A 25,665-nucleotide genomic window follows, 5' to 3' on the forward strand; every position below is an offset into this window, starting at 1 on the left:
AAGGAGGTGTAACATAAGATACACCTCCTTTAAATTTGACTTGTCGTCTAAAAAAATTATTTCTGTTTTGCCCACCAAAGTGGTGTCAAGACTTTATCAGCACCACCCAATAGCGATACCGCATTTTGGTATTCAGCAGGATCAGTATCCCTAAATGAAGAAGGGAATGCTAATCGTTGCGGAAAGAATTTGATATTGCTTGTCATAAAGTTTGCTGATGTAAGATCAGGTAAGTTCGGTAAAGCATTTTCAATCGCAGGATTTTCATAGAAAGGTAAACCCAATCTTCTTTGATCATTCCAGGACTCTAAAGGTAACCAAGGTAAATTAGCGATGAATTTTTGAGTAATAATTTTCGTCAATAAGTCATTGCGTACTGTACCATTTTTGTAAAGTGAGTTGACTGGGTATTTAATGCTTACTGTACCGGCAGCATTGGTGTAACCATCGATATAATCCATGGTATGTGCATCACCTGGTTCCGCAATATGTGTGAAACTAACTGATGTACCTACTCTGTTATAGTCTGTAGAGCTTAGGTATTCCGAAGCAAACTGACCTACGCCCCAGTAATCGAAATTGGCTCTGACACCACTCTCATAGGCTGCCTGCGCGGATGTCCCTGTGATCCATCCTTTTAGAGATGCTTCAGCTAAAAGGAAATAGGTTTCCCAGTTGGCAAAGAAGATGCGACTATTTGCACTTCTTCTGAACTGAACCGCGATTGCTGGAACTTTACCAACTAATGTGCTTCTTAAACGGTTGTTTGTTCCCTTTGCAGCCCAGTCACCTAATGAAAATGCATTCCAGGTATATTTTGTATTTATCGCAATTTTGGCATTACCATTCACTAAGGTATCTACCGTTTTTTTAGAGTCATCTCCATTATCAAAGAAATTTTGATTGTTAAAATCTCCAGGGATAAAGAATGCTTTTAACGCACGCGGATCTATTTTATTTGGAAGACCATCCAGCCAGTAACCAGCAGAAGGATCATTAGTCATGCTGGTGAAATGGTTACTGTAACGCTTGCCAATGTAGTTCTCGGCTTTGATTGAAGATTTCAAATCTTGAGCAACTTGCTTTTCTGTTTGAATACCACCTAATCCAAGATATAGATTATTTAATGTCGCCGAAAGGGCCTGGTAGTTCCAGCTACGACTCATGACACCCGTCAATGGATCCCAACCGTCTTTCTCGGCAACAGTGAAATTGTCCGCTGTATTGCTAATGTACTTATTGGTAGCGACAGCGGCTTCAAACTCTGATTTTGCTTTGTTTGCATCAACTTCAGATAGGCGCATCGCCAAACGCATCCGCATTGAGTTGGCATATTTGATCCACTTCTCGTCATTAAAGCCGTACGCTCGGTCAAACTTGACAACATCGTCAGGAACCTTTATGCCGGGTTTTATCTTGGAAGTTGCATCTTTAAGTTCCTCGAAAAGATAGTAGTAAACATCTTTCACCGAACTGTATTTAGGATTAACGCCTTCTGCAAATGCAATAGGGGTAGGACCAAAATTATCCGTTACCTCACTGATCAGGTATGCTCTCCAGATACGGGAAATCTGTAATAAATTATTGGTATAATCTTTTGCGGATCCAGCGTTGATTTCATTGGTAGCAACTTCAATTCCTTTGGTTGCATTTTTGATCCATTCAGCTGAATATCTATAATACTCTTTAGACCAATCATCATTTACTGTTCCAGTAGCTAAACCGTTGGTCATATGCTGTCTTCCAGTAGTCTTCCAGTCGAGGACAAAGATACGTTCAGCGATATTGGGATCTTGTTGTGCGCCCGTAAGTGAATTGTTAAAAAAGAATTCTATTTTGACCTGATCGTCATTGGCCTTATAAGGGTTGACGTTCATCTCTTCAAATTTAGAGCATGAGCTGATTACTCCTCCCAGAAGTACTGCAAAACCTATTTTTGATATGATATTTTTCATGATTTATCGTTTTTGTTGATTAGAAGCCTAAAGTGACATTAAGGAAGAATGATCTGGATGTTGGTGTAGAGAAGTTCTCAAAGCCTGTCGCATTCGAATTGATTGCAAATACAGATTCTGGATCTACACCATTTGCATAACTTTTGATCATCCAAAGATTATTTCCTGTCAAGCTAACTTTAGCGCGTTGTACAATGCTGTTGCCCAGTATGCTTTTTGGGAAATTATAGCTTAATGTCACATTTCTCAAACGGATATTGGTTGCGTCATACACATTTTGTTCTGTAATACCGTAGTTTCCTGATGTGGTAGTCACTTGTGTCCAATATAATTGTTGCGTGGTCTGCACGGAATTTTTTGTGTAAGATCCATTAGAGGCAATCACACCATCCACGACAAATGGATTGCGCTCACCATTTGGAGCTGTAACTGCAGCACTACCATTTGCCTGTAGATTTAGATTTGTCCCAGAGAAAAATTCACCGCCAAATCTTCCGTCTACCTGGAAGCTTAATCCAAAGTTTTTGTAAGCAAAATTATTGTTCCAGCCTACCAATGCTTTAGGTGCTTGGTTTCCAAGTTTGTGAAGACCGCTTGCAGCCTGTGGCAGTCCACTGCCATTTAAGATCAATTGACCATTAAATTCACTGTTCGGATCCTCAACCCGTAAGAATTTTGTGCCATAAATATCACCATATAATCCACCTTCAAGTGCACGGATAGAAACGTTGTCATAAGATCCTAATGGATACATATCTACACCGTCAGCAAGACTGATGATCTTATTTCTGTTTCTTGAAAAGTTCAGGCTGGAATTCCATGTTAACTGATCTTTATTGGTCAATATTCTTCCGTCCAATACGATTTCAAAACCCGAGTTTTGAATATTTCCAGCATTGATTTTTTCGTATTCATAACCACTGTAAGGGTTCATTGGAAGATCAATCAACTGGTTGGTTGCATTGGTTTTATACCAGGCAAAATCTAATCCTAATCGGCTGTTGAATAACCGGGTGTCGAAACCAAATTCGATGGTTTTGATTAGCTCGCTCAGGATGCTAGGGCTATATTTGGTATTCCCCATACCAGCGGTGGTATTACCATTTGGATCTTTTCCAATGTTGTAAACATTATACAATTGGAAAGATGGAAGATCGTTACCAACTTCAGCATAAGATCCTCTCAATTTCGCAAAAGATAACCAGCTAGGTAATGAGCCCCCAGTTTTGTTAATCATATCCGAAATTACCCATGATCCACTTACGGAAGGGTAGAAGAAAGATCTGTTGTCCAATCCTAGCGCTGATGACCAGTCATTTCTTCCAGTCACATTAAAGAATAGGTAGTTGTCGTAATTGATTTCCGCGGTAGCGTATAGTGAGTTGATCTGCTTTTGCAATAAACTCTGTTCGATCGTAGGAAAAGATTTACTGTTGTTGATGTAGAACAAGTTTGGAACCTGAAGTTCTCCTGTACTTGCATCTATCCCAGTAGATCTCGTTTTCATAATTTGTCCGAATACAGAAGCAGATCCACCCCATTTTCCAATCAAATTATCTTTACGTGCATTTAAAGCTACAGTGAAGTTGTTTTCAAAGAATGTATTTTTACCAACTCCATAACTACCACCTGTAATCAATGGGCTACCGCCGTAAGTTTTGTTTTCATAATTGGTTGTATACTGATCACGCCCAAATCTTGCTTCCGCATCCAACCAATCATTGAATTTGTACTTGATGTTTCCATTCATGATAAAACGGTCACGGATATCGTTATTTAAACGGTATTTTTCCAACCAGTACGGGTTCATTGTTTTATTTTCACTTGTTCCATACCAAGCCATATCACCCACTGCATTCAATGGGTTTTTAAAATCCAGAATATTCATGGAACGAGGCATGGTAAACAATGTGCTATACACATTTGAATTATTCTGTCCAGAGATAGGTCTGTTTTTGGCATTCATATTCATGTACTGCACCTTGACATCTGTCGTCCAGCGTTTATCAGGGCCAAATGATGAAGTGACCTTAGTCATCAAATTGATTCTCTCTAATGAAGAACCCGGGATCTTACTTTGATCATTTAGATAGGTCGCAGAAGAATAGATGTTGGTCTCGCCCAGCTGTTGTTGAAAAGCAAGGTTTTGTGTATGATTAACCCCCGTATTGAAGTATGCACCAATATTGTCATATACCTTGCTTACTTTATCGCCCCAGCTCGTTGTACTTATTGGATTATAAACACCATCTTTTCCTTGGCCATAGCTATTTTGAAGCTTTGGTGTCATGAATATAGTTTCAAGACCAATGGTGGAAGAATATGTAATACCAGCACCTTTTTGCGCTTTACCTGATTTGGTTGTGATGACGATGGCACCATTACCAGCTCTTGATCCATATAACGCTGATGCTGCACCGCCTTTAAGGACGGACATACTCTCGATATCGTCGGGGTTGATATCGCCCAATCCGCCACCCATATCGGTCGCTGGATTCCACATGTCATTGTTTTTATCACCATTTCCTTTCATACCGCCAAGGAAATTATTCATCGGCACACCGTCAACAATGATTAATGGCTGATTATCTCCTGTAAGTGAGTTGTTACCACGAAGCGTAATTTTAGTTGAAGATGCTGGACCTGCAGAACCTTTGATCACCTGAAGTCCGGAAACTTTACCAACTAAAGCATTCGCAACGTTGGTTTCTTTGGCATCTGTAAGTTGTTCGGATTTAACCTCTTGAAAAGAATAACCTAATGTTTTCTTTTCTCTTTTTATACCCATTGCCGTCACAACGACTTCTCCTAATGTCGAAGCATCTGCGGTCAATGTAACATTAATCGTTTTAGTCGAGCCAACAACGATTTCCTGAGTTTTGTATCCAACGATTGATAGACGGATTGTTTCTCCTGGAGCAGCATCGATAGCAAATGATCCGCTGGCGTTCGTTTGTGTTGCCTTTGTAGTTCCTTTGACTGCTACAGTAACCCCTGAAACAGGTCCCTTGTCATCAGATACTTTACCCGTAATAGTTTGTTGTGCATAGAGGGCGGAAGCACTAAATATAGTGCATAATGCTAGGCCCGTTGCTTTTTTGTAAAATAGACTCATTTTTTAGGTAATTAAGTAAAGAGTTTAATTCGTTAAAATGCGATTGATATAATGTTCGACAACTAATGCAGCTGTCCCTTTTTGTTGTGCAGTTTTGTGTAGTCCGGAAATTTCTATTTCGGTCATTTTTGCTATTCTCGGAATACTAAATTCATTGATGGCATTCTGGATTTGCGGTCCTAATATATTTCCGATCTCGGCCCCTCGACCACTGATAATAACTTTATTCGGATTGAGGATGTGAAGCAGCGTAGAGATGCCTTTCCCGATCATAAAACCGATCTTTCCGATATTGTAAATAACCAATTGATCGCCTATTTTTGCAGCCTCAATGAGTGCGTTATTTTTGTTGCTCATGGTTTTGATGAGCGTACTGTAGATAGAGTATTCTCCTTGTTGGATGGCTATCTCCGTTTGCTCTATGGCAGATTTTAAAGATGCCTCTACTTCGAGGCAGCCCCTTTTTCCACAAGAACATAGGCTGTTGGTGTTCGAAAGCGGGATATGACTAAACTCACCAGCGAAACCCGTAGCACCAGTAAAAATTTCACCATTAATGATAATCCCTAAACCTACTCCCCAATTCAGATTAATGACTAAGGTATGAGTACTGTCGACTCCACCACCAAATTCCTTTTCGGCCCAAGCGACGCAACGAGAATCATTGTCGATTATTGTTGGAATATTTAATTCATTTTCAATTAAATCCTTGAGATGATGGATCGGTTCATGATCAGCAAATGAATCATTGACACCGAGGGTCGTATTGACAAAACCAGGCATGCTAATTCCTATTCCTATAATGTTGGTCTTGTTTACATTGTGACTATTGATAAGCATCTTGAGCGCTTCAATAATCTTAGGGCCAGCAGCGGACTCGTTGAGGTCTATTAGAATGTCTACTTGCTCATATAGGATCTCCTGTCTCAGATTGCTGATATGGATGGATGTATAGAATTGATCAATGGATATGCTTACAATGAGTTGATCGACCTCATCATTTAATGCATATAATGCAGCTCTTCTGCCGCCAGTGGATGCGGCTAAACCCTTGTCTGTAATAATGTGCTGATCTAACAATTCATTAATTGCCTTTGTAACTATAGGGGTGCTTTTTGCCAGACTTTTGCAAAGTTCTGCAATAGATAACTCCTTCAGATAATACAGATGTACAAGGATTTTCTCCTTCAATTCCATTACGTTATGTGGGGATGCGTTAGTGTTTTCCCATTTAGTGAGCGCTAAAGATATGTTATTTTTGTGTTAAGTGAAAATAACTTTTTGAATATTTTTAAAAAGTATTTTATTTTATGTGCCTAATTTTATTTTGTATAAAAGAAAAAACGCCCCAAATTTTGGGACGTTTTAGAATGAATAGGTATCTATGGTTTTATTTTACATCCCACCAAACCCTTGTTTTTTGCCAGTCATTAATATCCATTTTTTTAGTGACAGCGTTTACATTGTCCAAGTTGTACTGGTATTCCTTTTCTGCATAATTTAATCTTTTTATTATGCCGAAGTCATTCTCATACAGATTGTCACTTAGAGTTGCTTTTGGCGTGGCATCCGTTTGTCTTAGAAGCGACCAGGCCTCATATGGTTGTCTAAAGTTGTCCAACCAACGTTGCGCATAAATTAATTTTAACGCATTCGTAGTGCTAGCCGAAGTTGAAAATGCAACTTTCGGATTGGCTAAGATGGTATTTAGTTGTGCCGCGGAGGGTAAAGAAGTGGGTTTATTCTCTTTCCAGACCACGCTTTTCATTGCCATCGTCGTCCAAAAATTTATTGATGACTTGACGCCATTTTCATATTCTGTTTTAGCTGCAGCTAAGTTTGCAGAAGATCCAATCCCTCTTGCCGCTGCTTCTGCTTTTAGAAAGTAGACTTCTGCTGCAGTAATAATCAATTCCGGGATATTTTTATCACGGCCAAAATAATAATTAACGTTTGACAATAAATTGCCGGCGCCCTTATCTGACCAGTCATCATCTCTTCTTCGGTTATAAGGTTCGCCACCATCGGACATGGCGACGTTTTGCGGTTTGGGCGTCCATTCATTTTTGGCATTTGTTTCAAAAAAGATTTTGGCTCTTGGATCGAAGATTCCAGAACCATCTTTGTTGTTATTGTTGCTCAGCATTTCCCATGCGGTACTCCCCATGCGTAAATATATTCCGGCGTGGAATGACCATTCACGCCATTCGCCAGTAAAATTTTGGACAGCGGGTGTCAATCCTATATTTTCAATATTTTCTAGAAGTGGTAAGGCCAAAGCCTCTTGCACATGGGTGGCTGCAACTGTTCCATTTGCGTCACTCATACGTAGTGCATAGCGTAAACGTAAAGAATTGCCAAATTTTTTCCATAAGGCAATATCACTATTCAGGAGCGATTCGGATGCACCGATGGAGATTTGATCGGAGGAGCTTGTTAGGCTTGCCACCGCAGTTTTTAAGTCATTCAATAAGCTTTCATAAATACTCTTTTGGCTATCAAATGCTGCCCTGTAGTTATTTGGCCCTTGATCAGCTTTCCCCGCCTCTGTATAAGGGATGTCACCAAAGATGTCGGTCATCTTGAATGTCTTGTAGGCTTTTAGGATCGTCAGCATGGCCTGCAAATTTTGATACTTAGCCTTATCCGGAGATTCATTGATCAATTTTTCAGTCAATCGAATGGAAATAAGCGCCCGGTAGTAATTTTCCCATAGCTCGTTAGCTGCATTCTGTCTCGAATAAGCCGAATTCCCTACAGTAGTCGCCAATTGAGTGATTGGATAAATCCAAGTGTTGGAAGTCGCTTGTTCTTGAGCTCCAAGTTCCAAGCTGGCCACAACCCCATTAAAGAGACTTTTTATGTCTGCTGTTTGCGCGTCTTTCCAGGGCGCATTCATTTCATCAAAATCTTTGGTACATGATGTTACTATAGCTGTCCCCAAAAATAGTGAACTATATAAGAGTGTTTTTAGATATTTTCTTTTCATGATTTCCAATTTTTAAAATGATGCACTAATACTAAATCCGAAGGAACGGACACCCGGAAGAGCGCCAAATTCGATGCCTTGTGCATTACCAATACCATTGATCGCTTCAGGATTTAAATTCTCTGGTAAACTCGTGTAAATGTAAAATAGATCACGACCAATGAGCGATGCGGACATCCCTTGGAAGAATTTAGTTTTTTGAACCACAGATTTTGGAATTTGATAGGTTAATCTGACTTCGCGTAGTTTAGCCCAAGAATTTTCTAAAACAGCCAAACTTCTAGGCATTTTGATATCTGACCAAGCAGCATAAGATCCAGCATATTTCCACATATAGTGAACGACATCTTTATTTTCCGTTCCATCAGCAAATACACCGTCCAAAATTACACCATGATTTGCTTTTGATCCATCTGGATAGGTGTATGGCAAGCCTCCGCCATCGCGTTCCAATAGGGTCTGTGGTGAAAGACCATTACCCATGGCTGTCGAATAGCTCCCGCTCCAAATATCACCACCCCATTTGAAATCAGCCAATGCATAGAGTGAAAAATCTTTATAGCGTAGATTGGTTCCCAGACCACCCGTTAATTTTGGATTAGCATTACCAATTGGTACCTGATCGCCAGTTACTTTATACCTCGTCCCAGTAGGATTTCCTTTTCCATCCAATACACGTTCTACAAGCCGTCTATCGCTGTTTTCATAGTATTCGAAGTCTGATCCATAGATTGTTCCAAAATTGTCACCTACTTTCACTTTCATCGTGACTCCATAACTCCCGAACATCTCATCTAAGTAATACTCGTTAATGCCTGGAGCCAATTTAACAAGCTTGTTCCTGTTATGCGCGCCATTTAATGTCAGATCCCACGAAAAATCCTGCGTTTTAATCGGTGTTCCCCGTAAAGTAAATTCAATACCCTGGTTTTGGAGTTCTCCTGAATTTGTTCGTACACCAGTAACACCTGAGGAAGGAGCAACGTTTAGGTCAATAATTTGATCAGTGGAATTAACTTTGTAGTAAGTAAAGGTCAATCCCAGGCGGTTTTTCAAAAAGCTCAGATCTGTTCCAAGTTCATAGGAAGTTGAACGTTGTGGTTTCAGTAAATCTACAGGCAATAAATTATTTGAAATTTTGCGGATCGGTTGGCCATTAAATGTTCCGGTACCATAGATATATGAGGTCTGGTAAGGTTTTGTTCCAATCGCGCTTTTCGCAAATGCGGCTCTTAATTTTCCATAGTCGAACCAACTGGGTTTGTTTGCCCATTTTTCGGTAAAGACGTAGCTTAAGGAAGCTGCTGGATAATTATAGCTCCTTGTTTTGCTGGGCAAAGTTGAAGCCCAGTCATTTCTGAATGTTCCCTCAAAGAACAGGAAGTTATCATACGAGATATTGGCGATTCCAAACAAAGAATTTATTTGCTGTTCCATCCGTTCTTCGGTAGGTATAAAACCTGAAACCGAACCGTTTTTATTGATATTTGCTAAATAAAATAAGAATGGATCATTGAACGGACCGTCATTAAATCCTTGTATACCGCGATAATTGGATTTCCAGGAACTTGCTCCGAACGAAAAACTCCCACTAAATTTGGATCCATTTAAGTTCTCCTTATGCACAGTCGCTAAAAAATCAAGATTTCGGTCTGTTGTTTTATAAAGTTCGTGTCCATATTTCCCTTGTAAGCCTTCTTTGTCCGTTGGGTAGGATTTCTTGTCGAATTCGTCAGAAGAGAAATTTCCTGAGGCTCTCCCCATTAAAGTTAACCAGTCTGTTAATTCAGCATTTAACTTTACGGTTCCTAATAGCTGATCACGGTTCAGTTCAGTATTGTTCATGAAAATGTTCCAATATTGATTTCTTCCATATCCACCATAAGGATACCCCATATTGTAGACAGAGCCATCTAATAAATTTTTACTGCCATCGGGATTTCTGTAAATGTCTTTTTCAAGATTTTTATAATCCCGGGACATACCGTAGGTTGAAAATTTACCCCAGGAGTTATCACTATTACCGACATCTGGAGAATTAAGACGATAAAAGTTAATATAACTAGCCGAGACGTCTGCTGTTACTTTCTTCGATATTTTGACGTTAGTTCCTAGATTGAAGGTGTTATTGTTAAAGTTGCTATTGGGAATGATAGAGGTGTTGTTTTGGCGTGTGTAAGATAAACGTACACTTCCTAGTTCATTTGCACCACTAAATGCGACATTATGGGTTTGTGTATTCCCTGTACGGTAAAATGATTGAATATTGTCCGGTTGTGGTGAGTAGTTTCTCTTGGTGCCATCCCACCATAGGATTTCTTGACCCTTCATTTCGGCTCCCCATGAAGCACCTGTTCCGTACCAGCTAAAGTAGTCCCAGGTATTTTTCCCTCCCGGGACAGTACCGTGACTAAGCCATTTCTGGTCAGTAATATTTGTTCCGGACCAAGGGTCTGCACCTGGGTATCTTAATTGACCATTAGCGTCTACAGGTAAGGTTGGAATGGCCGAATATAGCGCGATCGCTCCGCCGTATCCGTATTTGTTTTGCATTTCTTGATAACGATAGGGGTCATTGGAACGAAATGAATAGTTATAGTCAATTCCAAGTCCTTCTTTCAGTTTTCCTTTTTTTGTTGTTATTAAAACAACACCATTACCACCTCGCGCACCATACAGTGCGGCCGCAGTTGGTCCTTTCAATACACTTACATCTTCAATATCATCCGCGTTGATAAAATTTAATATCGAACCCCAGTCCTGATAGGATCCACTTGCTTTGGTAATGTCATTTCCTTTACTTGTAATTTGATTGTTATCTATGGGCATACCATCAATGACATAGAGCGGTTGATTTGCTCCGGTTAATGAGGCTGCACCACGTATAACCACGCGTTGCGATCCCCCTTCAACACCATTCGACATGCTGATGTTCATTCCCGAAACTTTTCCCATTAGTCCAGTGGCAACAGTTGGTGCATTTGTTTGGGTAAGTTCACGACCACCAACTTTTTGTACTGAATAGCCCAGTGATTTGGCTTCACGTTTGATTCCTAATGCTGTAACGACAACTTCATCCAGGCTTGAATCATCGTTAGAGAGGGTTACATCGATAGTCTTTGTTGCATTGACTTGAATTTCCTGAGGTTTATATCCGACTATGGATATACGTAACGTTTCTCCTTGACTTGCTTGGATCGTAAAACTTCCGTTTTCATTGGTTTGGGTAGCTCGATTTGTTCCTTTTACAGAGACTGATACCCCAGCAATTGGTCCGTTTGCGTCCCTTACTGTACCCGTAATGGACTGCTGTGCATATAGCGATGTGACACTAAATATGGTGCACAACGCTAAACCTGCAGCTCGTTTTTGAAATAGACTCATAATGTAGGTGTTTGTATGAAAATAGTTTAGTTAATAATATTATCAATCAAGTGATCAGCAACCAATGCTGCAGTTCCCATTTGCTGCGCATCTTTGTGTAGTGACGAAATTTCTATTTTCGTCATTTTTGCTATCTTAGGAATACTGAATTCATTAATAGCAACTTGAATTTGGGGTGCTATGATGTCACCTACTTCTGCTCCACGGCCACTAATGATTATTTTGTTTGGATTGAGAATATGGAGTAATGTGGAAATACCTTTCCCTAGCATATAGCCAATCTTCCCGAGGTTATTAATTGCAATTTGGTCACCCAATTTTGCTGCTTCGATCAATGCATCTGCTTTGTTGGAATTTACTTTAACAAATGTTGAATAAATTGAATATTCGCCATTCTCAATATCGGATTCCGTGTTTTGTATTGCAGCGTTCAAAGATGCTTCAACCTCTAGGCAGCCTCTTTTCCCACAAGAACAGAGCGTATTTTTGTCAGATAGCGGGATATGGCTAAATTCGCCTGCAAAACCTGTTGCACCTTTAAAGATCTCACCATTTATAATGATTCCTAAACCAACACCCCAGTTTAAATTGATAACGAGTGTATGCGCTATGTCCACACCGTGGCCGAATTCTTTTTCTGCCCAAGCGATACAGCGGGAGTCATTGTCGATGACAGTCGTTATATTTAGTTTTTCTTCAATTTGTTTGTAGAGGTGGTGAAGGGAGGAATTTTTAGGATAAGAGTCGTTGATTTTTTCTTCGGGATTAACGAATCCTGGCATACTGATGCCTACGCCGATGATTTTCTTTTCTTCTATCTTACTTTCCTTGACAATATCTTCTAGCTTTTGGAGGATAATTTCGCCAGCATTCTGTTCTTTGAGATTAATAGGTACATCTTTTTGTTGGGCAATGATGTTATGGGCCAAATTGGAAATCGCGAAGGAACTATAATGTTGATCTATGGCGATACTGATGATAAGGTAGGGAAGTGTATTATTTAGACCATATTTGGAAGCGCGGCGTCCCCCGGTTGATTCGCCTAATCCGTTATCAAGAATAAGTCCTTGTTTAACCAACTCGTTAATGTTTTTTGTAACGATTGGAGTGCTTTTTGAAAGATTTTTTGAGATATCCGCAATTGATTGCGTCTCATTATAATATAATAATCTTAATATGTCGGCTTTCATCGGTATAATTGGCTTGTGAAAGAATCGGTTATAATTGTAATATAAAGATAAAGTATTTTGTGTATAAGTTCAAAATACTTTTTAAATAATTTTAAAAAGAAACCGTCTAAACCACTATTTTACTGCTAAATACCTCCTGTTTGTGCAGTGGTTGGTTAAATTAGGCATAAAAATGAGTTCAAAATATCTATATTTACTAGCTAATCACTTAATTTATGATGAAACAACGTTATTATTCCTTGGATGTGTTTCGTGGGGCTACTGTAGCACTGATGATTATGGTAAACAATCCAGGGACATGGGCACATATGTTTGCACCGCTTAAACATGCAGCCTGGCATGGATGCTCACCCACGGACCTGGTTTTCCCGTTTTTTCTATTCGCTGTAGGGAATGCGATGTCCTTTGTGATTCCTCGCTTGCAGGAAGCTGGTCCAGCAGTTTTCTGGAAAAAAGTGCTTAAGCGTACAGTGTTAATTTTTGCAATTGGTCTTTTTATTAACTGGTGGCCTTTTATTAAATGGGAGGGGGCAGAACTGGTTTTTAAACAATGGGTAGATCCAAATGACCCAAGTCGAGGTATTCGTATTCTTGGGGTATTGCAACGTATTGCCATCGCTTATTGTTTTGCTTCTATATTAGCGTACTATTTTAAAGAAAAGGCAATTATCTGGATTTCTGCTGGTATACTATTGCTGTATTGGGCTGTTTGTGCATTGGCGGGTGGAGCGGACCCATATAGTTTAGAAGGGTGGTTTGGTACAAAGTACGATATCGATATTTTAGGAGTGCCGCATATTTATAAAGGTGAAGGTGTTCCATTCGATCCGGAGGGATTGATGAGTACTTTGCCGGCAGTAGTTCAGGTTGTGTTTGGTTATCTGGTGGGGGTGTTTATAAAAAAACAAGGGCAGGTGGACTGGCTCTGGTCTAAGGTACCTGCTTCAAACGAACCTCATTTTAAGCTGTTGTCGGGGATGTTTGTGACTGGTTTTATCCTTGTTGTTTTGGCATGGATCTGGGCGCTTGGCTTTCCGATCAATAAAAAAATTTGGACCAGTTCCTACGTGCTCTATACCACAGGACTTGCTACAATGACCATTGGCGGTATGATCTGGTTTATAGAGGTACAGGGTGTTAAAAATAAATTAACCCAATTTTTTGATGTGTTCGGAAAAAACCCTTTATTTATATTTGTACTGAGCGGAATTTTACCTCGTTTTCTGGGGCTATTCCGGATCCCGGATGGATTGGCTGACGATGGAACAAAAAAATATATTGACGCTTTTGGCTGGTTTTATAAATATGTCTGTGCCCAAGTTCCAGGTATCCCTGAAGTTGGTTCTTTTGCCTATTCACTGTGTTTTTTGACGTTGATGTGGGTAATCTGTTACTGGTTGGACAAGAAAAAAATATATGTAAAAGTATAGTGAAAGCGAAGAGGTTATGAAGGTGTATTTGCTGATCAAAAAAAAAATACTACCTTTGCAGGCAATTAATAAATTTTTTAACGCTTTAATATTATTCAAGAGATGTATTTAAGTAAAGAGTACAAAGCTGGAATCTTTGCAGAATTTGCTGGATCAGCTACTAACACTGGATCTACAGAAGGTCAAGTTGCTTTATTCACTAAGAGAATTGCTCACTTAACAGAGCATTTGAAAAAGAACAGAAAAGATTTCGGTACACAACGTGCCCTACAAATGTTGGTAGGTAAACGTCGTTCATTATTGGCTTATCTTTACAAAACCGATATTAACCGTTACCGTGCGATCATCAAAGCTCTAGGTCTACGTGATATCATCAAATAAGCTTTTGTACAAAGGTTTTTAGGAAAGCCATCCAAATTTTGGATGGCTTTTTTGTTGTAAACCAATATCTTGATAACCTAAAATCAGATTACAATCCCAATCTATACATGGCCTTTCCAATAAGGTTATTTAAATGAAAAACACACTCTTTTTACTTTGAGCCTTTATTGTGTCACTATGCAAACATAGATGGTCTTTTTATAGCATTTCAATAAGCCTATTGATTGTATAAAGCGTTTTCGTTTGTTTTTATTCTTTGCTATGTAATTACATAAACATTAACGATCTTTTTAAAAAAAAATAAAAAGATTGTTGTTTCGTAAAATTTTTTGCATTATTTTTACTCGCAATTACTAACCCAAATAATTGACCTATAGTCATATGAAGCAACTTTATTCGTCATGTTGCATAGTAGCTGCGTTGTCGCTTACATCGATATCCAGTCTATATGCGCAGCAGTCGATCACCGGTAGGGTGACGAATGCAACAGGGAACATCAGCGGAGTCACAGTATCTGTTAAGGGCTCTTCCCGAGCTACCCAAACCCTAGAAGACGGCAGCTACTCCATTCAGGCACAGAAAGGAGAAACACTACGATTCTCTACCGTCGGTTACATTGCACAAGAAATTATTGTCGGTGATGCGAAAATGGTCAACGTGAGCCTTAAACCTGAAGACGGTTCCCTTGAGGAAGTCGTGGTAACTGGTTTCGCCACACGTAAGAGAAGTCAGATTGGCTCAGCTGTTACAATGGTATCTGGTGAGGACCTTCGGCGTACTGGTGCCGTTAATCCAATTGCCGCACTACAAGGACTGGTTCCCGGATTACAGGTTCAGCCCGGTGTAGGAGGACCTCAATCCACACCTGTTTTCCGAATTCGGGGAAGCGCCTCCTTAGATCCTTATAATAATCAGCCACTTGTTGTTATAGACAATATTATTATGGATCAAGATATGGTGCTGCCAAACCGCGGCGGTAGCCAAGATTTTGGAAATATTTTAAAGGATTTAAATCCAGATGATATTGAAAATATATCTGTCCTCAGAGGAGGGGCAGTGACGGCATTGTATGGTAGTCGTGCGCAAAATGGTGTGATCCTAATTACAACCAAAAGTGGTTTTGGGCAACGGGGATTGGGAGTTACCGTTACGCAAAATACGCAATGGGATCAAGCCTATAAAACCATGGATTTTCAGAATGATTTTGGACCGGGGACTACAGGCGGTGATCGGGATTTTGTGAAAACGCCCGATGGGGCTTTACAGGTTCCTGCAACTGTATATAATTTCGGACCTAAATTTACAGGGCAAACCGTAAAAGATTACGATGGCCGAGATATAACCTATTCGGCAATTCCAAATAATATGCTCGATGCATACCGCACAGGCATCAGTACCAATACTACTGTGGGTATATCGGGAGGTAGTGCGCAAGGTTCTTTTCGCTTGGCTTATTCCAATAATAGCTCCCAAGGTGTTACTCCCAATAATAATTTCAACAGGAATAGTGTGAATTTCAGGGGAACACAACGCTTATTGGGGAAAATTATCGTGGATGCAAATGTAACCTATGTTAAGAGTAAGGCCCGAAATGCGGCTGATGTGGGGGCTGGCAATTCCATGCTTTCTGGCAATACTGACGTAGGAAGTGTACTTGTTAACTTCGTGGCTGGGCTACCTCGATATTATGACACTAAGTATTGGATGGAAAACTATATTTCACCACAAGGAGGTTGGAATCGCGAGGATGGAACTAACTTTTCAAGTGTGCTGTACAATCTATATCAAAACAATCGTGTCGTTAATGATGATAATTTCAGGGGAGCGATAGATGTACAAGTTCCAATCAATGATAATTTCAAGTTTCAGGGTTTTGCGAATATAAATTATTTAGGAAGTAACTACGAAAATAAAAGTAGAGGAAGAGATTCGGCATTCTATAACCCACAATATTCAACCAGTATAAGTAGCCGTTTTACGAAACAATTCCGCGGGACCTTACACTATACGAAAAAGATCAATGATTTTAACGTTATGTTTATGGGAGGAGGTGAGTATTATAGCTTTAGCGGAAAAGGGCAAAATGCACGTATAGACGGAGCGATCTATCCCGATATTTATCGCTTAAGTAATTCGCGAAATAGGGCCATTGCAGGTGAAGATAAACCTAATTCCAGAAATTTGGGATCGCTATTTTATCAAGGATCTGTGGATTATAAGGATGAGCTGACACTGAACGTTTATGGTCGTAATGACTGGAATTCTTCTTTGGTTTATAATGATGGCCATGGTAGCTATTCTTACTTTTATCCAGGTGTAGATGCGATTTGGAAATTCAATGAAACATTTAATGAGAAGCTTGGGTCGCTATTTAATTATGGTGCGTTAAGGCTCTCTTATGTACAAACAGGAAATGGCACGGGAGCCTATACAACGAATACTGGTGCTTATGGTACGGATGGGCCTTATCTTGACTATTTGGGCCGATCGATTTTGAATTACAGATATCAAAGTAATACTCTTCCGAATCAGGCATTAAAACCTGAACGTTCGACAAAAATTGAAGCAGGTTTAGAGTTCAGAATGTTGAAGAATAGACTAGGAGCTGATTTTTCGTTTTATTCCCAAGATTCCAGAGACCAGATTATTGAGTTTGGAACGCCTATGACATCGGGGGTTACGAAAGCACTTTTAAATGGAGGTGAGGTGCGTAATCGTGGTATTGAACTGGTCGTGTATGGGGTGCCAATTAAAACCGATAATTTCTCTTGGGATACCCGTTTCAATTATACACGTAACCGCAATACAATTTTGTCATTGCCATTTGGCTTAGAATATACTCAAGTAGGTGGGGGTGATGGTTATCAGGCTATTGCTAAAGTCGGCGGCGATTATGGTACGGTTATCGCACCTTATGGTTATGCAAAATATCAAGCTGTAGATGGGGGTAATAAGCCTATTGATAGTGAATTAAATGGGAAAAGAGTGCTTTATACACCAAATGGAGCATCGACCATTTACGAACGTGCGGCAAATTACAAAGAAGGATTGGACAAGGCACCGGTGTTGGGATCTATTCTACCTAAATTTTTAGGAAACTGGCGTAATACATTTAATTATAAGTCATTACAGTTGGTTGTTGGTCTAGATGCGAAATATGGTGGAATGGTTTATTCATCAACCAAGGATTTTGGTTCTTGGACAGGGATTTTGGCTAGCACATTGCCAGGACGCTCGGAAGAATTTGGTGGAGTTGCTTACACAACGGCTGCGGGGGTGCAAAGAAATGACGGAGTGATAATGGATGGTGTTTATAAACAAGGGTCAACAACAACAGTTGGTGGTAAAACAATAGATTTGGGAGGAATGACGCATCAGCAAGCCGTAGATGCCGGTTATATGCGTCCAGCAAGTGCACTAGCTTATTATGCAAACTCGCATTCTTGGTTTAGTGGTATTCGTGAAAGAGCGATGTATGAATCTTCATGGATTTCTGTACAACAGGTGAGCTTAAATTACGATTTACCAGGTCATATAGCAAAACGATTAAAAATGAATGGCTTGCGTGTTGGGGTATACGGTAATGATCTGTTCTTCCTCTATAATAGTGCTCCAGATGGCTTTAATCCATATAGTGTTAGTGATAGTGGTTCTGGTGCCATGAATGAGGGGTCAGCGATGCCGTATGTCCGCCGCTTCGGATTCAGCATTAATGGTAGCTTCTAAAGTTTAGATAATTAATTTTATGGAAATGAAAAAGAAAATCAATATATGGGCCGCGATCTTGGTATTAGCGATGATGGCCGCGTGTAGCAAAGATAAATTCAAGGATTTAAACACGGATCCGGATGCTGTTCTCAATCCACCACCCGAATATGAACTTCCTACGGGCTTGTTATCGATTCATCGAGGTGAACGGTATTATGACCTATATTTAGGGATATATTATTGGTCCCAGACCTTTTCAATCGGTTCTGGTAATACCGAAGGATCTTACCAGGCTACTGGTAATATTGGGGCGCGCTGGGGGATGTTTTATAATGGTGTTGGTAACAGACTTGTTGATGTGAAGGAGCTGATTAAAAAGCTTCCTACTGATAAACAAGCAACTTATGTTCATCTCGATGCAATCGCAGATATTCCATTAGCTTATTTTGCCTGGTATACTTCTGACGTATATGGGAGTATCGCCTACAGCGAAGCGTTCCGAGGACGTTACACCACGCCTCCCATGTTGACTCCAAAGTATGATACACAGGAGCAGTTATATGAATTATTGGATCAGCAATTGAAATCGGCAGTAGCAAAACTAAAAGCGCCCACTTCAGTGACTCAGGTGAAGCTTGATGGCTTTGATATTTATTACAATGGTGATATTAGAAAGTGGATAAAAGCCGCTAATAGTCTTCGCCTCAGAATGGCGATGCGTTTGATGAAACGAAATCCTGAAAAATTGCGAACTGTGGCTGCAGAAGTGCTCAATGATGAAGTAGGGGTGATAGGGAGTGATGCTGAGTCCTGGAAATTTATTGCCGGAACTGGATTTACAAATACTGAAGATAATCCTGCTAATCAGCGGTCTGTATCAGGATCGAAAAGTATGGTAGACTTTATGTGGAATACCAGTGATCCTCGGATACGTGTTTATTTTCAACCTTCGCACTTTACGAAAGAGCGTTTTGATGCGGCACAGGCGCAAGGTAAAATACCTGCGGACTTTAAATGGCAGCAATATTACGGACAGTATATTAGCCCCGATGCAGCACAAGAAACAGATAAAGCAGCATATTTTACAGCAATAGCTTATAAATTCAACGGTCGCGATACCACAGGTCGTTTACCTTCCTCCATACGACCAAGTTTCTTTAATTCTACGCCGAATAATGGATTGATGACGTTTCCAATTATCAATTGTTCTGATGTCTTATTTATGCGGGCTGAATTGGCACAACGTAATATCTTTGGAAGCCCTGCTGATGCACAGGCCTTGTATTATCGCGGAATTGATTCGGCTTTGGTTGAAACGGATCGTGCTGCTTCGCGGGCAAAGGTAGCTGATTATCGCGCCCTAAACCCAGAAGAAGCAACTGCTTATAAAGCCAAGCCAGGTGTAGTATATAATGCTTCAAATGCACTAGAGCAAATTTGTGTCCAACAATACATCAATTATTATAAGAATAACAATGAGGCTTGGGCATTGGTAAAGCGTACAGGCTTTCCTGCAGTAAATGGTAATATCATGAAATCTGAAATCTTTATGAGTTCGGGAGGAGTTTTGCAGATGCCAAGAAGATTTTCCATTACCCGACCTACAGTGACGGATATGAATGCGAAGAACATCAATGATGCTATTGACGCAATGGAAAAAGTACCTGGTTTTGGTTCACCCAATGATATCAGGGGGCGTGTGTGGTGGGATATGCCGTAATTTAGTGGTATATTTATTATGATTAAGCAAAAAACATATTCTACGATCGACTTTGTGAAACATATTTTATTTTTAGTATCATTAGTATGTAGTTTCCAGGTACAAGCCCAATATGGGGTAAAGGCAACACAATCGTTGGCGACTGTAACTGGGCAGAAATATGATCTTTCAAGATTGGAGGATATGCCACATGTTTTTGTTTTTTATGCAACAACATGTCCGCTTAGTCAAAAATATACCCTGACAATTGCAAACCTCAATATCAAATACGCCAACAAAGTTAAGTTTGTTGGCGTATTTCCTGGAGTTGAAGAAACCTCGGGACAATTTGAGCATTTTAAAAAAAAATACCAGATAACCTATCCGCTTATTGAAGATAATAAAATGGTGCTGGTTGGTTCACTTCAGGCTACTGTGACACCTGAAGCTTTCCTACTTGATCGCTCTGGTAAGATTGTTTATCACGGGGCCATAGACGATTGGGTTGTGAAACTAGGAAAAACAAAACAAGTAGCAACAGTCAATTATTTAGAAAATGCAATTGAGGATTTACTCAATAATACCAAGATACTGTCAAGTTATATAAAACCTATTGGATGCTATATCGAGCGATGAAATACTTATTTTTTCTTTTATGGGCTATCATCGGAGGAGTTGTTGGCTCTATGCAGCTCCTTAATGCCCAGACCTATCAGGATGTCAGAGAAATACTGATTAGTAAATGTGCTGTCTGTCATAAAAGTAAGGAGAGCGAAGCTCCTTTTCCCTTGGCGAACTATCAGGATTTTAAAAAGCGGATCCGGATGGTTAAAGAGGTTATTGAAACCAATTATATGCCACCATGGATGCCAGATGTTCATTATCAGGATTTCGCGAATAATCGTCAATTAACAAAGGAGGAAAAAAATAAGATTATCGAGTGGATTGATGCTGGCGCTGTGGAAGGGAAAAAAAATGTAAAATCAAAGAGGAGATCATTAGAAAAGGTTGGTTTAGCTGGTCGTGCGCCGGATTTAATATTAAAAATAGACAAGCCATTTGTTGTTAAAGGGAATAACAAAGAGCGTTTTGTATTGTTTAAAGTTCCGTTTGATTTACTCGAGGAGAAGACAATTGAAGCCGTGGAATTCTACAGCGATAACAAAAAAGTGGTACATCATGTGAATTATATGTTTAGTGCCATTCCTGATAACTCCATTGATCTTGCTGCTGGCGATCCTTACATAGATAATACCCAAGAAACCGATATGAAAAAGTTGATGCAGTATGAATCTTACCAAACAAATCCTGTCTTTTATACAGGATGGGTTCCAGGAGCCTCTGTTGAATATTATCCAAAGGACTTTGGATGGGTATTGCCTAAAAGAGGCTGCGTAATTTTTACTGTGCATTATTCCGCTGTAGCAGCTGATGAAGAGTCGACTATTGGTGTTAACTTGTATTTTAAGAATAAGCCTATCCAGCGACCGGTCCGTATTATTAGTTTGGGATCAGGTGGCATTGGTGAAAGAGATATCTATCCCCGATTTGTTATTCCACCAAATCAAGTTTCTACTTTTTCACTGAAAGTTCGGACTCCTGAGGATCAATCATTACTATATGTTTGGCCGCATATGCATTATCTCGGAAAAGATTTTCGTGCTTTTGCAGTGACCGCCAACAACGATACGATCCCGTTAATTCATATTCCCAATTGGAATTTTGAATGGCAAGAAATGTATCGTATGAGAAAATTGGTCAAGATACCGGCTGGTTCGACGATCCACGTTATAGGGACTTATGACAATACAAGTGATAATCCACAAAATCCGAATTCACCACCTAAGACTGTTTTTTCTACAGGAAATATGGTGTCTACGGATGAAATGCTAACCTTTCTTTTAATTTATGCTCCCTATGAGTTAGGTGATGAGAATATATTATTGGAATGAGTTTTTTAACCGTTACCGTGCGATCATCAAAGGTCTAGGTCTACGTGATATCATCAAATAAGCTTTTGTACAAAGGTTTTTAGGAAAGCCATCCAAATTTTGGATGGCTTTCTTCGTTTTAATTAAACCATTGTTTGTTTTTAACTATGGGAACAGTCCAGAAAGCTTGTGCAAGCTCTTTTTGAATCGCGGAAGTTTTTACTGTGGAACAAGATCATTTGGCAACTCATATTGATTGATCCAGCAACAACCGTTCGACGGGGATTCGGGCGCTGTTCGGCGATTCTTCGTGAGTGCATTGAGATTGCTTCGGGACTGAGTCGGGACAACTTTGGGACTCGTTCGGCTGTTCTTCGGCTGTTGTTTGCCTTGTTGTTGGTAAACAACCGACGCGTTACCGAGCAACTGTCAAACAAGGGGCGAAGCATTCCCGAGGCAGTGTCACAGTTGTCCCGAAGCGGTTGCCTAGCGGATTCGAACACTGTTGGCACTTGAAGGGACTTAAGCGGACTTGAGGGGACTTGAAGGGACTTCGATATGCTTATTGTTCTGGGTGCAAGGATAATCGCTTGTCGTATCTTGGTCGTTTTGATGATTTAGCATTATGTTAATTGCATTAATCTTAATATTTTAATTTACCTTTGTGCTGAAATCTAACGTATTTAAAATATCGGCACGCTGCCAACAAGATGAAAAGCGTGTCAAAAACAAGATTAAATGAATTACAACGAAATTAAAACAACCATCGATATGGGTAATGGCACCCAAATCGAATTGTCTACAGGAAAATTAGCGAAACAAGCTGATGGTGCTGTAGTATTAAAACAAGGTGATACGATGTTGCTTGCAACTGTCGTTTCTGCCAAAGAAGCTAAATCTGGTGTCGATTTTCTACCCCTTTCAGTAGATTATCAAGAGAAATATGCGGCCACAGGTCGTATCCCAGGTGGTTTCTTACGTCGTGAGGCTAGATTGTCAGACTATGAAGTATTGATTTCTCGTTTGGTAGATCGCGCATTACGTCCATTATTCCCTGAAAACTATCACGCAGATACACAAGTTGCCATCAGCTTAATCTCTGCTGATAAAGATATCATGCCTGACGCTTTAGCGGGTTTGGCAGCATCTGCTGCAATTGCAGTTTCTGATATTCCTTTTAACGGTCCTATCTCAGAAGTTCGTGTAGCGAAAATTGACGGTCAATTGGTCATCAATCCAAAATTATCTGAACTTGAAAATGCAACTTTAGAATTTATTGTTGCTGGTTCTGCTCAGGATATCGGTATGGTGGAAGGTGAAGCGAAAGAAATTTCAGAAGCTGAAATGGTTGAAGCAATTGCTTTTGCTCACGAGGCTATCAAAAAACAAGTTGCTGCACAGGTAGAATTGGCTAATTTGGTTGGTAAAACTGTGAAACGTGAGTATAATCACGAGCCTGAAAATCTTGAATTGAGAGATTCTATTTTTGCTGCTACTTATGATAAAGTATACGCAATTGCAAAATCAGCTTCTGCGAAACATGACCGTTCTGAAAACTTTGCAAAAATTGCGGAGGAATACAGAGCAACAATGCCTGAAGAATTGGATGATGACACAGCTTTCTTATTCAAAAAATATTTCCACGATGTTCAGTATGATGCTGTCCGTAATCTAGTTTTAGATGAAGGCATGCGTTTAGATGGACGTGATGTACGTACTGTACGCCCGATCTGGTCTGAAGTGGATTACTTGCCAGCAGCACACGGTTCTGCTGTATTCACACGTGGTGAAACACAATCTTTGACTTCAGTTACTTTAGGCGCTAAAGACGATGAGCAAATGATTGATGGTGCTTTTATCAACGGTTATAACAAATTTATACTTCACTACAACTTCCCTGCATTTTCTACAGGTGAAGTAAGACCAAATAGAGGTCCTGGTCGTCGTGAAGTTGGTCACGGTAACTTGGCGATGCGTTCATTGAAACAAGTATTACCTGCAGATAATGAAAACCCATATACAATCCGTGTGGTTTCTGATATTTTGGAATCCAATGGTTCGTCTTCCATGGCGACGGTATGTGCCGGCACATTGGCTCTTTTGGATGCTGGTGTGAAGTTGAAAGCTCCTGTATCTGGTATCGCAATGGGATTGATCTCTGATGAGAAAACTGGTAAATATGCAATTTTATCGGATATCTTAGGCGATGAAGATCACTTAGGTGATATGGACTTTAAGGTAACTGGTACGGAGAAAGGTATCGTTGCTTGTCAGATGGACTTAAAAATCAATGGTTTGAAATGGGAAGTGTTGACACAGGCTTTGGATCAAGCGAAAGAAGCTCGTTTACACATCTTAGGTGAAATGAAGAAAACCATTTCTGCTCCACGTGAAGACTACAAACCACATGCACCTCGTATCGTTCAATTGTTGATCGATAAAGAATTTATCGGTGCTGTGATCGGTCCAGGTGGTAAGATCATCCAAGAAATGCAACGTGAGACTGGTGCAACAATCTCTATCGAGGAGGTTGATAACAAAGGTGTCGTTCAGGTGTTTGCAGACAATAAAGCTGCAATTGATGATGCTGTAGGTCGTATCAAAGCGATTGCTTCTAAACCTGAGATCGGTGAAACTTACGAAGGTAAAGTAAAATCAATTATGCCATTTGGTGCATTTGTTGAGATTATGCCGGGTAAAGATGGTTTATTGCACATCTCTGAAATTGACTGGAAACGTCTTGAAACAATGGACGGAATCTTCAAAGAAGGTGATAAAGTAACGGTTAAACTGTTGGATATCGACAAGCAAGGTAAGATGAAACTTTCACGTAAAGCTTTATTGCCTCGTCCTCCAAGAGAAGATAAGCCAAAACAAGATAACGCCAATGGCGAAGCTCCCGTAGCTGGTGCCGGTCAGGAATAAGCTTATTCTTGAACTTATATATAAAAGCCCGCTATTAGCGGGCTTTTTTGTGGGCTTTATTTGATTAACTCGTTGATATTCTTTAAATTATGGTTCGAATATATTGTTTTCTCTTCTTATTGTTATTATATGGTCCTGTTGGGGCACAAGTATTAAAAAATACGGATACAGTCCGTATGTATAATGCGGTGGAAATTTTTCTTGAACCGAAGGGGGGGATGCATAATTTTAAGACCCATTGGCTAAACTATCTAAAGGAAGTTATGAGGGAAGGTCGGTTGGATAAAGCGATATATGCTGATCATATATTTGAGATAATCGTCACAAAAGACGGGATACTATTGGATAGGAAAAGTGATTCTAAAGATCCTGTTCTAATTGATTTTCTAAGAAAGCAAAAAAGATGGAGCCCAGGGATTCAATCCGGGCGCCCGATATGTTATCTTTTGAAACTCAAAGTTCCGAAAGAATTGTTTGATAAGGTAAAAATGGGGGAATTGATTGTTCGAGGGGATTTGGTCACGCAGGAACTTCTTGGATCATAAACAAAAGAGGCTGTCATTTCGACAGCCTCTTTTAGTTTTTATAACATAATAACACCTTTTATCTTGGCAACTTCTTTGTAGAAGTAAATGACCTGATCTGCATCTTTTACATTCAGGTTGACCGTGATTGAGGTATATTTTCCTGTTTTGGAATCCTTGAAGTCAAACCGTGCATCAGTATCATCAAATACACGTTGGATCTGGTTGAAATGATCCTGATCCTTTGGTAAGATAAACTTATAGGTATAGTCTTTTGGAAAGGTCTCCAAATCTTCTAATCTTTCTTTGAAGCTTTCATAGAAGTCTTTTGGATTCTCGCCACCATCAGGGATGTCTTGTATATTGATGTTTTTGTAATCTGCCATTTTTTGTTCTCCTTAAATTTATATAATAAGGTATTAACAAATATTAAT

At 39.8% G+C, this 25,665-nt stretch carries 15 protein-coding genes; 8 read left to right on the plus strand and 7 right to left on the minus strand.

Translation table 11 applies throughout. The annotated features are described in order from the left end of the window. Positions 1–56: 56 nt before the first annotated feature. From ABFX33_RS09565 to ABFX33_RS09590, 6 genes are all read right to left on the minus strand, one after another. Entirely contained in the window at positions 57–1,955 is a 1,899-nt protein-coding gene (locus tag ABFX33_RS09565; RefSeq protein WP_346085750.1) for a SusD/RagB family nutrient-binding outer membrane lipoprotein, read from the minus strand. Positions 1,956–1,974: 19 nt separating this feature from the next. Next, entirely contained in the window at positions 1,975–5,070 is a 3,096-nt protein-coding gene (locus tag ABFX33_RS09570) for a SusC/RagA family TonB-linked outer membrane protein (RefSeq protein ID WP_346085752.1), read from the minus strand. Between the two features lie 24 nt (positions 5,071–5,094). After that, positions 5,095–6,261 carry an ROK family protein gene (locus ABFX33_RS09575; RefSeq protein WP_346085754.1) on the minus strand — a complete coding sequence of 389 codons (1,167 nt, stop codon included), beginning with the start codon at positions 6,259–6,261 and terminating at the stop codon, positions 5,095–5,097. Between the two features lie 199 nt (positions 6,262–6,460). After that, positions 6,461–8,059 carry a SusD/RagB family nutrient-binding outer membrane lipoprotein gene (locus ABFX33_RS09580; RefSeq protein ID WP_346085756.1) on the minus strand — a complete coding sequence of 533 codons (1,599 nt, stop codon included), beginning with the start codon at positions 8,057–8,059 and terminating at the stop codon, positions 6,461–6,463. A gap of 12 nt (positions 8,060–8,071) precedes the next feature. Then, positions 8,072–11,443 carry a SusC/RagA family TonB-linked outer membrane protein gene (locus tag ABFX33_RS09585; RefSeq protein WP_346085758.1) on the minus strand — a complete coding sequence of 1,124 codons (3,372 nt, stop codon included), beginning with the start codon at positions 11,441–11,443 and terminating at the stop codon, positions 8,072–8,074. A 26-nt stretch (positions 11,444–11,469) separates the two neighbouring features. Next, positions 11,470–12,633 (minus strand): ROK family transcriptional regulator, encoded by a 1,164-nt coding sequence (locus ABFX33_RS09590; RefSeq protein WP_346085760.1) that lies wholly within the window; start codon positions 12,631–12,633, stop codon positions 11,470–11,472. Between the two features lie 215 nt (positions 12,634–12,848). Between ABFX33_RS09590 and ABFX33_RS09595 the strand changes: the two genes are divergently transcribed. From ABFX33_RS09595 to ABFX33_RS09630, 8 genes are all read left to right on the plus strand, one after another. Continuing rightward, positions 12,849–14,063: an acyltransferase family protein gene (locus ABFX33_RS09595; protein ID WP_346085762.1), complete on the plus strand. Its 1,215-nt coding sequence runs from the start codon at positions 12,849–12,851 to the stop codon at positions 14,061–14,063. Positions 14,064–14,165: 102 nt separating this feature from the next. Then, positions 14,166–14,444, plus strand: coding sequence for a 30S ribosomal protein S15 (gene rpsO, locus ABFX33_RS09600; protein WP_346085763.1), 279 nt, complete (start codon positions 14,166–14,168; stop codon positions 14,442–14,444). Between the two features lie 381 nt (positions 14,445–14,825). Beyond that, positions 14,826–18,170, plus strand: a complete 3,345-nt coding sequence (locus tag ABFX33_RS09605; RefSeq protein ID WP_346085765.1) for a SusC/RagA family TonB-linked outer membrane protein — start codon at positions 14,826–14,828, stop codon at positions 18,168–18,170. Between the two features lie 25 nt (positions 18,171–18,195). After that, entirely contained in the window at positions 18,196–19,872 is a 1,677-nt protein-coding gene (locus ABFX33_RS09610; protein ID WP_346085767.1) for a SusD/RagB family nutrient-binding outer membrane lipoprotein, read from the plus strand. 18 nt (positions 19,873–19,890) lie between these two features. Further along, positions 19,891–20,487: a redoxin domain-containing protein gene (locus tag ABFX33_RS09615; RefSeq protein WP_346085769.1), complete on the plus strand. Its 597-nt coding sequence runs from the start codon at positions 19,891–19,893 to the stop codon at positions 20,485–20,487. After that, positions 20,484–21,803, plus strand: a complete 1,320-nt coding sequence (locus tag ABFX33_RS09620) for a cytochrome c (protein ID WP_346085771.1) — start codon at positions 20,484–20,486, stop codon at positions 21,801–21,803. Before ABFX33_RS09615 ends, ABFX33_RS09620 begins: the two co-directional genes overlap by 4 nt. A 717-nt stretch (positions 21,804–22,520) precedes the next feature. After that, positions 22,521–24,707 (plus strand): polyribonucleotide nucleotidyltransferase, encoded by a 2,187-nt coding sequence (gene pnp, locus ABFX33_RS09625; RefSeq protein WP_346085773.1) that lies wholly within the window; start codon positions 22,521–22,523, stop codon positions 24,705–24,707. An 89-nt stretch (positions 24,708–24,796) separates the two neighbouring features. Then, positions 24,797–25,252 (plus strand): hypothetical protein, encoded by a 456-nt coding sequence (locus ABFX33_RS09630; RefSeq protein WP_346085775.1) that lies wholly within the window; start codon positions 24,797–24,799, stop codon positions 25,250–25,252. Between the two features lie 38 nt (positions 25,253–25,290). Here the strand turns inward: ABFX33_RS09630 and ABFX33_RS09635 are convergent, their stop codons facing one another. Continuing rightward, positions 25,291–25,617 carry a DUF493 domain-containing protein gene (locus ABFX33_RS09635; protein WP_120261478.1) on the minus strand — a complete coding sequence of 109 codons (327 nt, stop codon included), beginning with the start codon at positions 25,615–25,617 and terminating at the stop codon, positions 25,291–25,293. Between the last annotated feature and the right edge of the window lie 48 nt (positions 25,618–25,665).

This window comes from Sphingobacterium ginsenosidimutans (assembly GCF_039536865.1).
Lineage (GTDB): Bacteria > Bacteroidota > Bacteroidia > Sphingobacteriales > Sphingobacteriaceae > Sphingobacterium > Sphingobacterium detergens.

Bases quoted from the DNA above. Each gene is read 5' to 3' on its own strand.
- ABFX33_RS09565 (WP_346085750.1), bottom strand. From the start codon at position 1,955: ATGAAAAATATCATATCAAAAATAGGTTTTGCAGTACTTCTGGGAGGA.
- ABFX33_RS09570 (WP_346085752.1), bottom strand. From the start codon at position 5,070: ATGAGTCTATTTTACAAAAAAGCAACGGGCCTAGCATTATGCACTATA.
- ABFX33_RS09580 (WP_346085756.1), bottom strand. From the start codon at position 8,059: ATGAAAAGAAAATATCTAAAAACACTCTTATATAGTTCACTATTTTTG.
- ABFX33_RS09585 (WP_346085758.1), bottom strand. From the start codon at position 11,443: ATGAGTCTATTTCAAAAACGAGCTGCAGGTTTAGCGTTGTGCACCATA.
- ABFX33_RS09590 (WP_346085760.1), bottom strand. From the start codon at position 12,633: ATGAAAGCCGACATATTAAGATTATTATATTATAATGAGACGCAATCA.
- ABFX33_RS09595 (WP_346085762.1), top strand. From the start codon at position 12,849: ATGATGAAACAACGTTATTATTCCTTGGATGTGTTTCGTGGGGCTACT.
- rpsO (WP_346085763.1), top strand. From the start codon at position 14,166: ATGTATTTAAGTAAAGAGTACAAAGCTGGAATCTTTGCAGAATTTGCT.
- ABFX33_RS09605 (WP_346085765.1), top strand. From the start codon at position 14,826: ATGAAGCAACTTTATTCGTCATGTTGCATAGTAGCTGCGTTGTCGCTT.
- ABFX33_RS09610 (WP_346085767.1), top strand. From the start codon at position 18,196: ATGAAAAAGAAAATCAATATATGGGCCGCGATCTTGGTATTAGCGATG.
- ABFX33_RS09615 (WP_346085769.1), top strand. From the start codon at position 19,891: ATGATTAAGCAAAAAACATATTCTACGATCGACTTTGTGAAACATATT.
- ABFX33_RS09620 (WP_346085771.1), top strand. From the start codon at position 20,484: ATGAAATACTTATTTTTTCTTTTATGGGCTATCATCGGAGGAGTTGTT.
- pnp (WP_346085773.1), top strand. From the start codon at position 22,521: ATGAATTACAACGAAATTAAAACAACCATCGATATGGGTAATGGCACC.
- ABFX33_RS09630 (WP_346085775.1), top strand. From the start codon at position 24,797: ATGGTTCGAATATATTGTTTTCTCTTCTTATTGTTATTATATGGTCCT.
- ABFX33_RS09635 (WP_120261478.1), bottom strand. From the start codon at position 25,617: ATGGCAGATTACAAAAACATCAATATACAAGACATCCCTGATGGTGGC.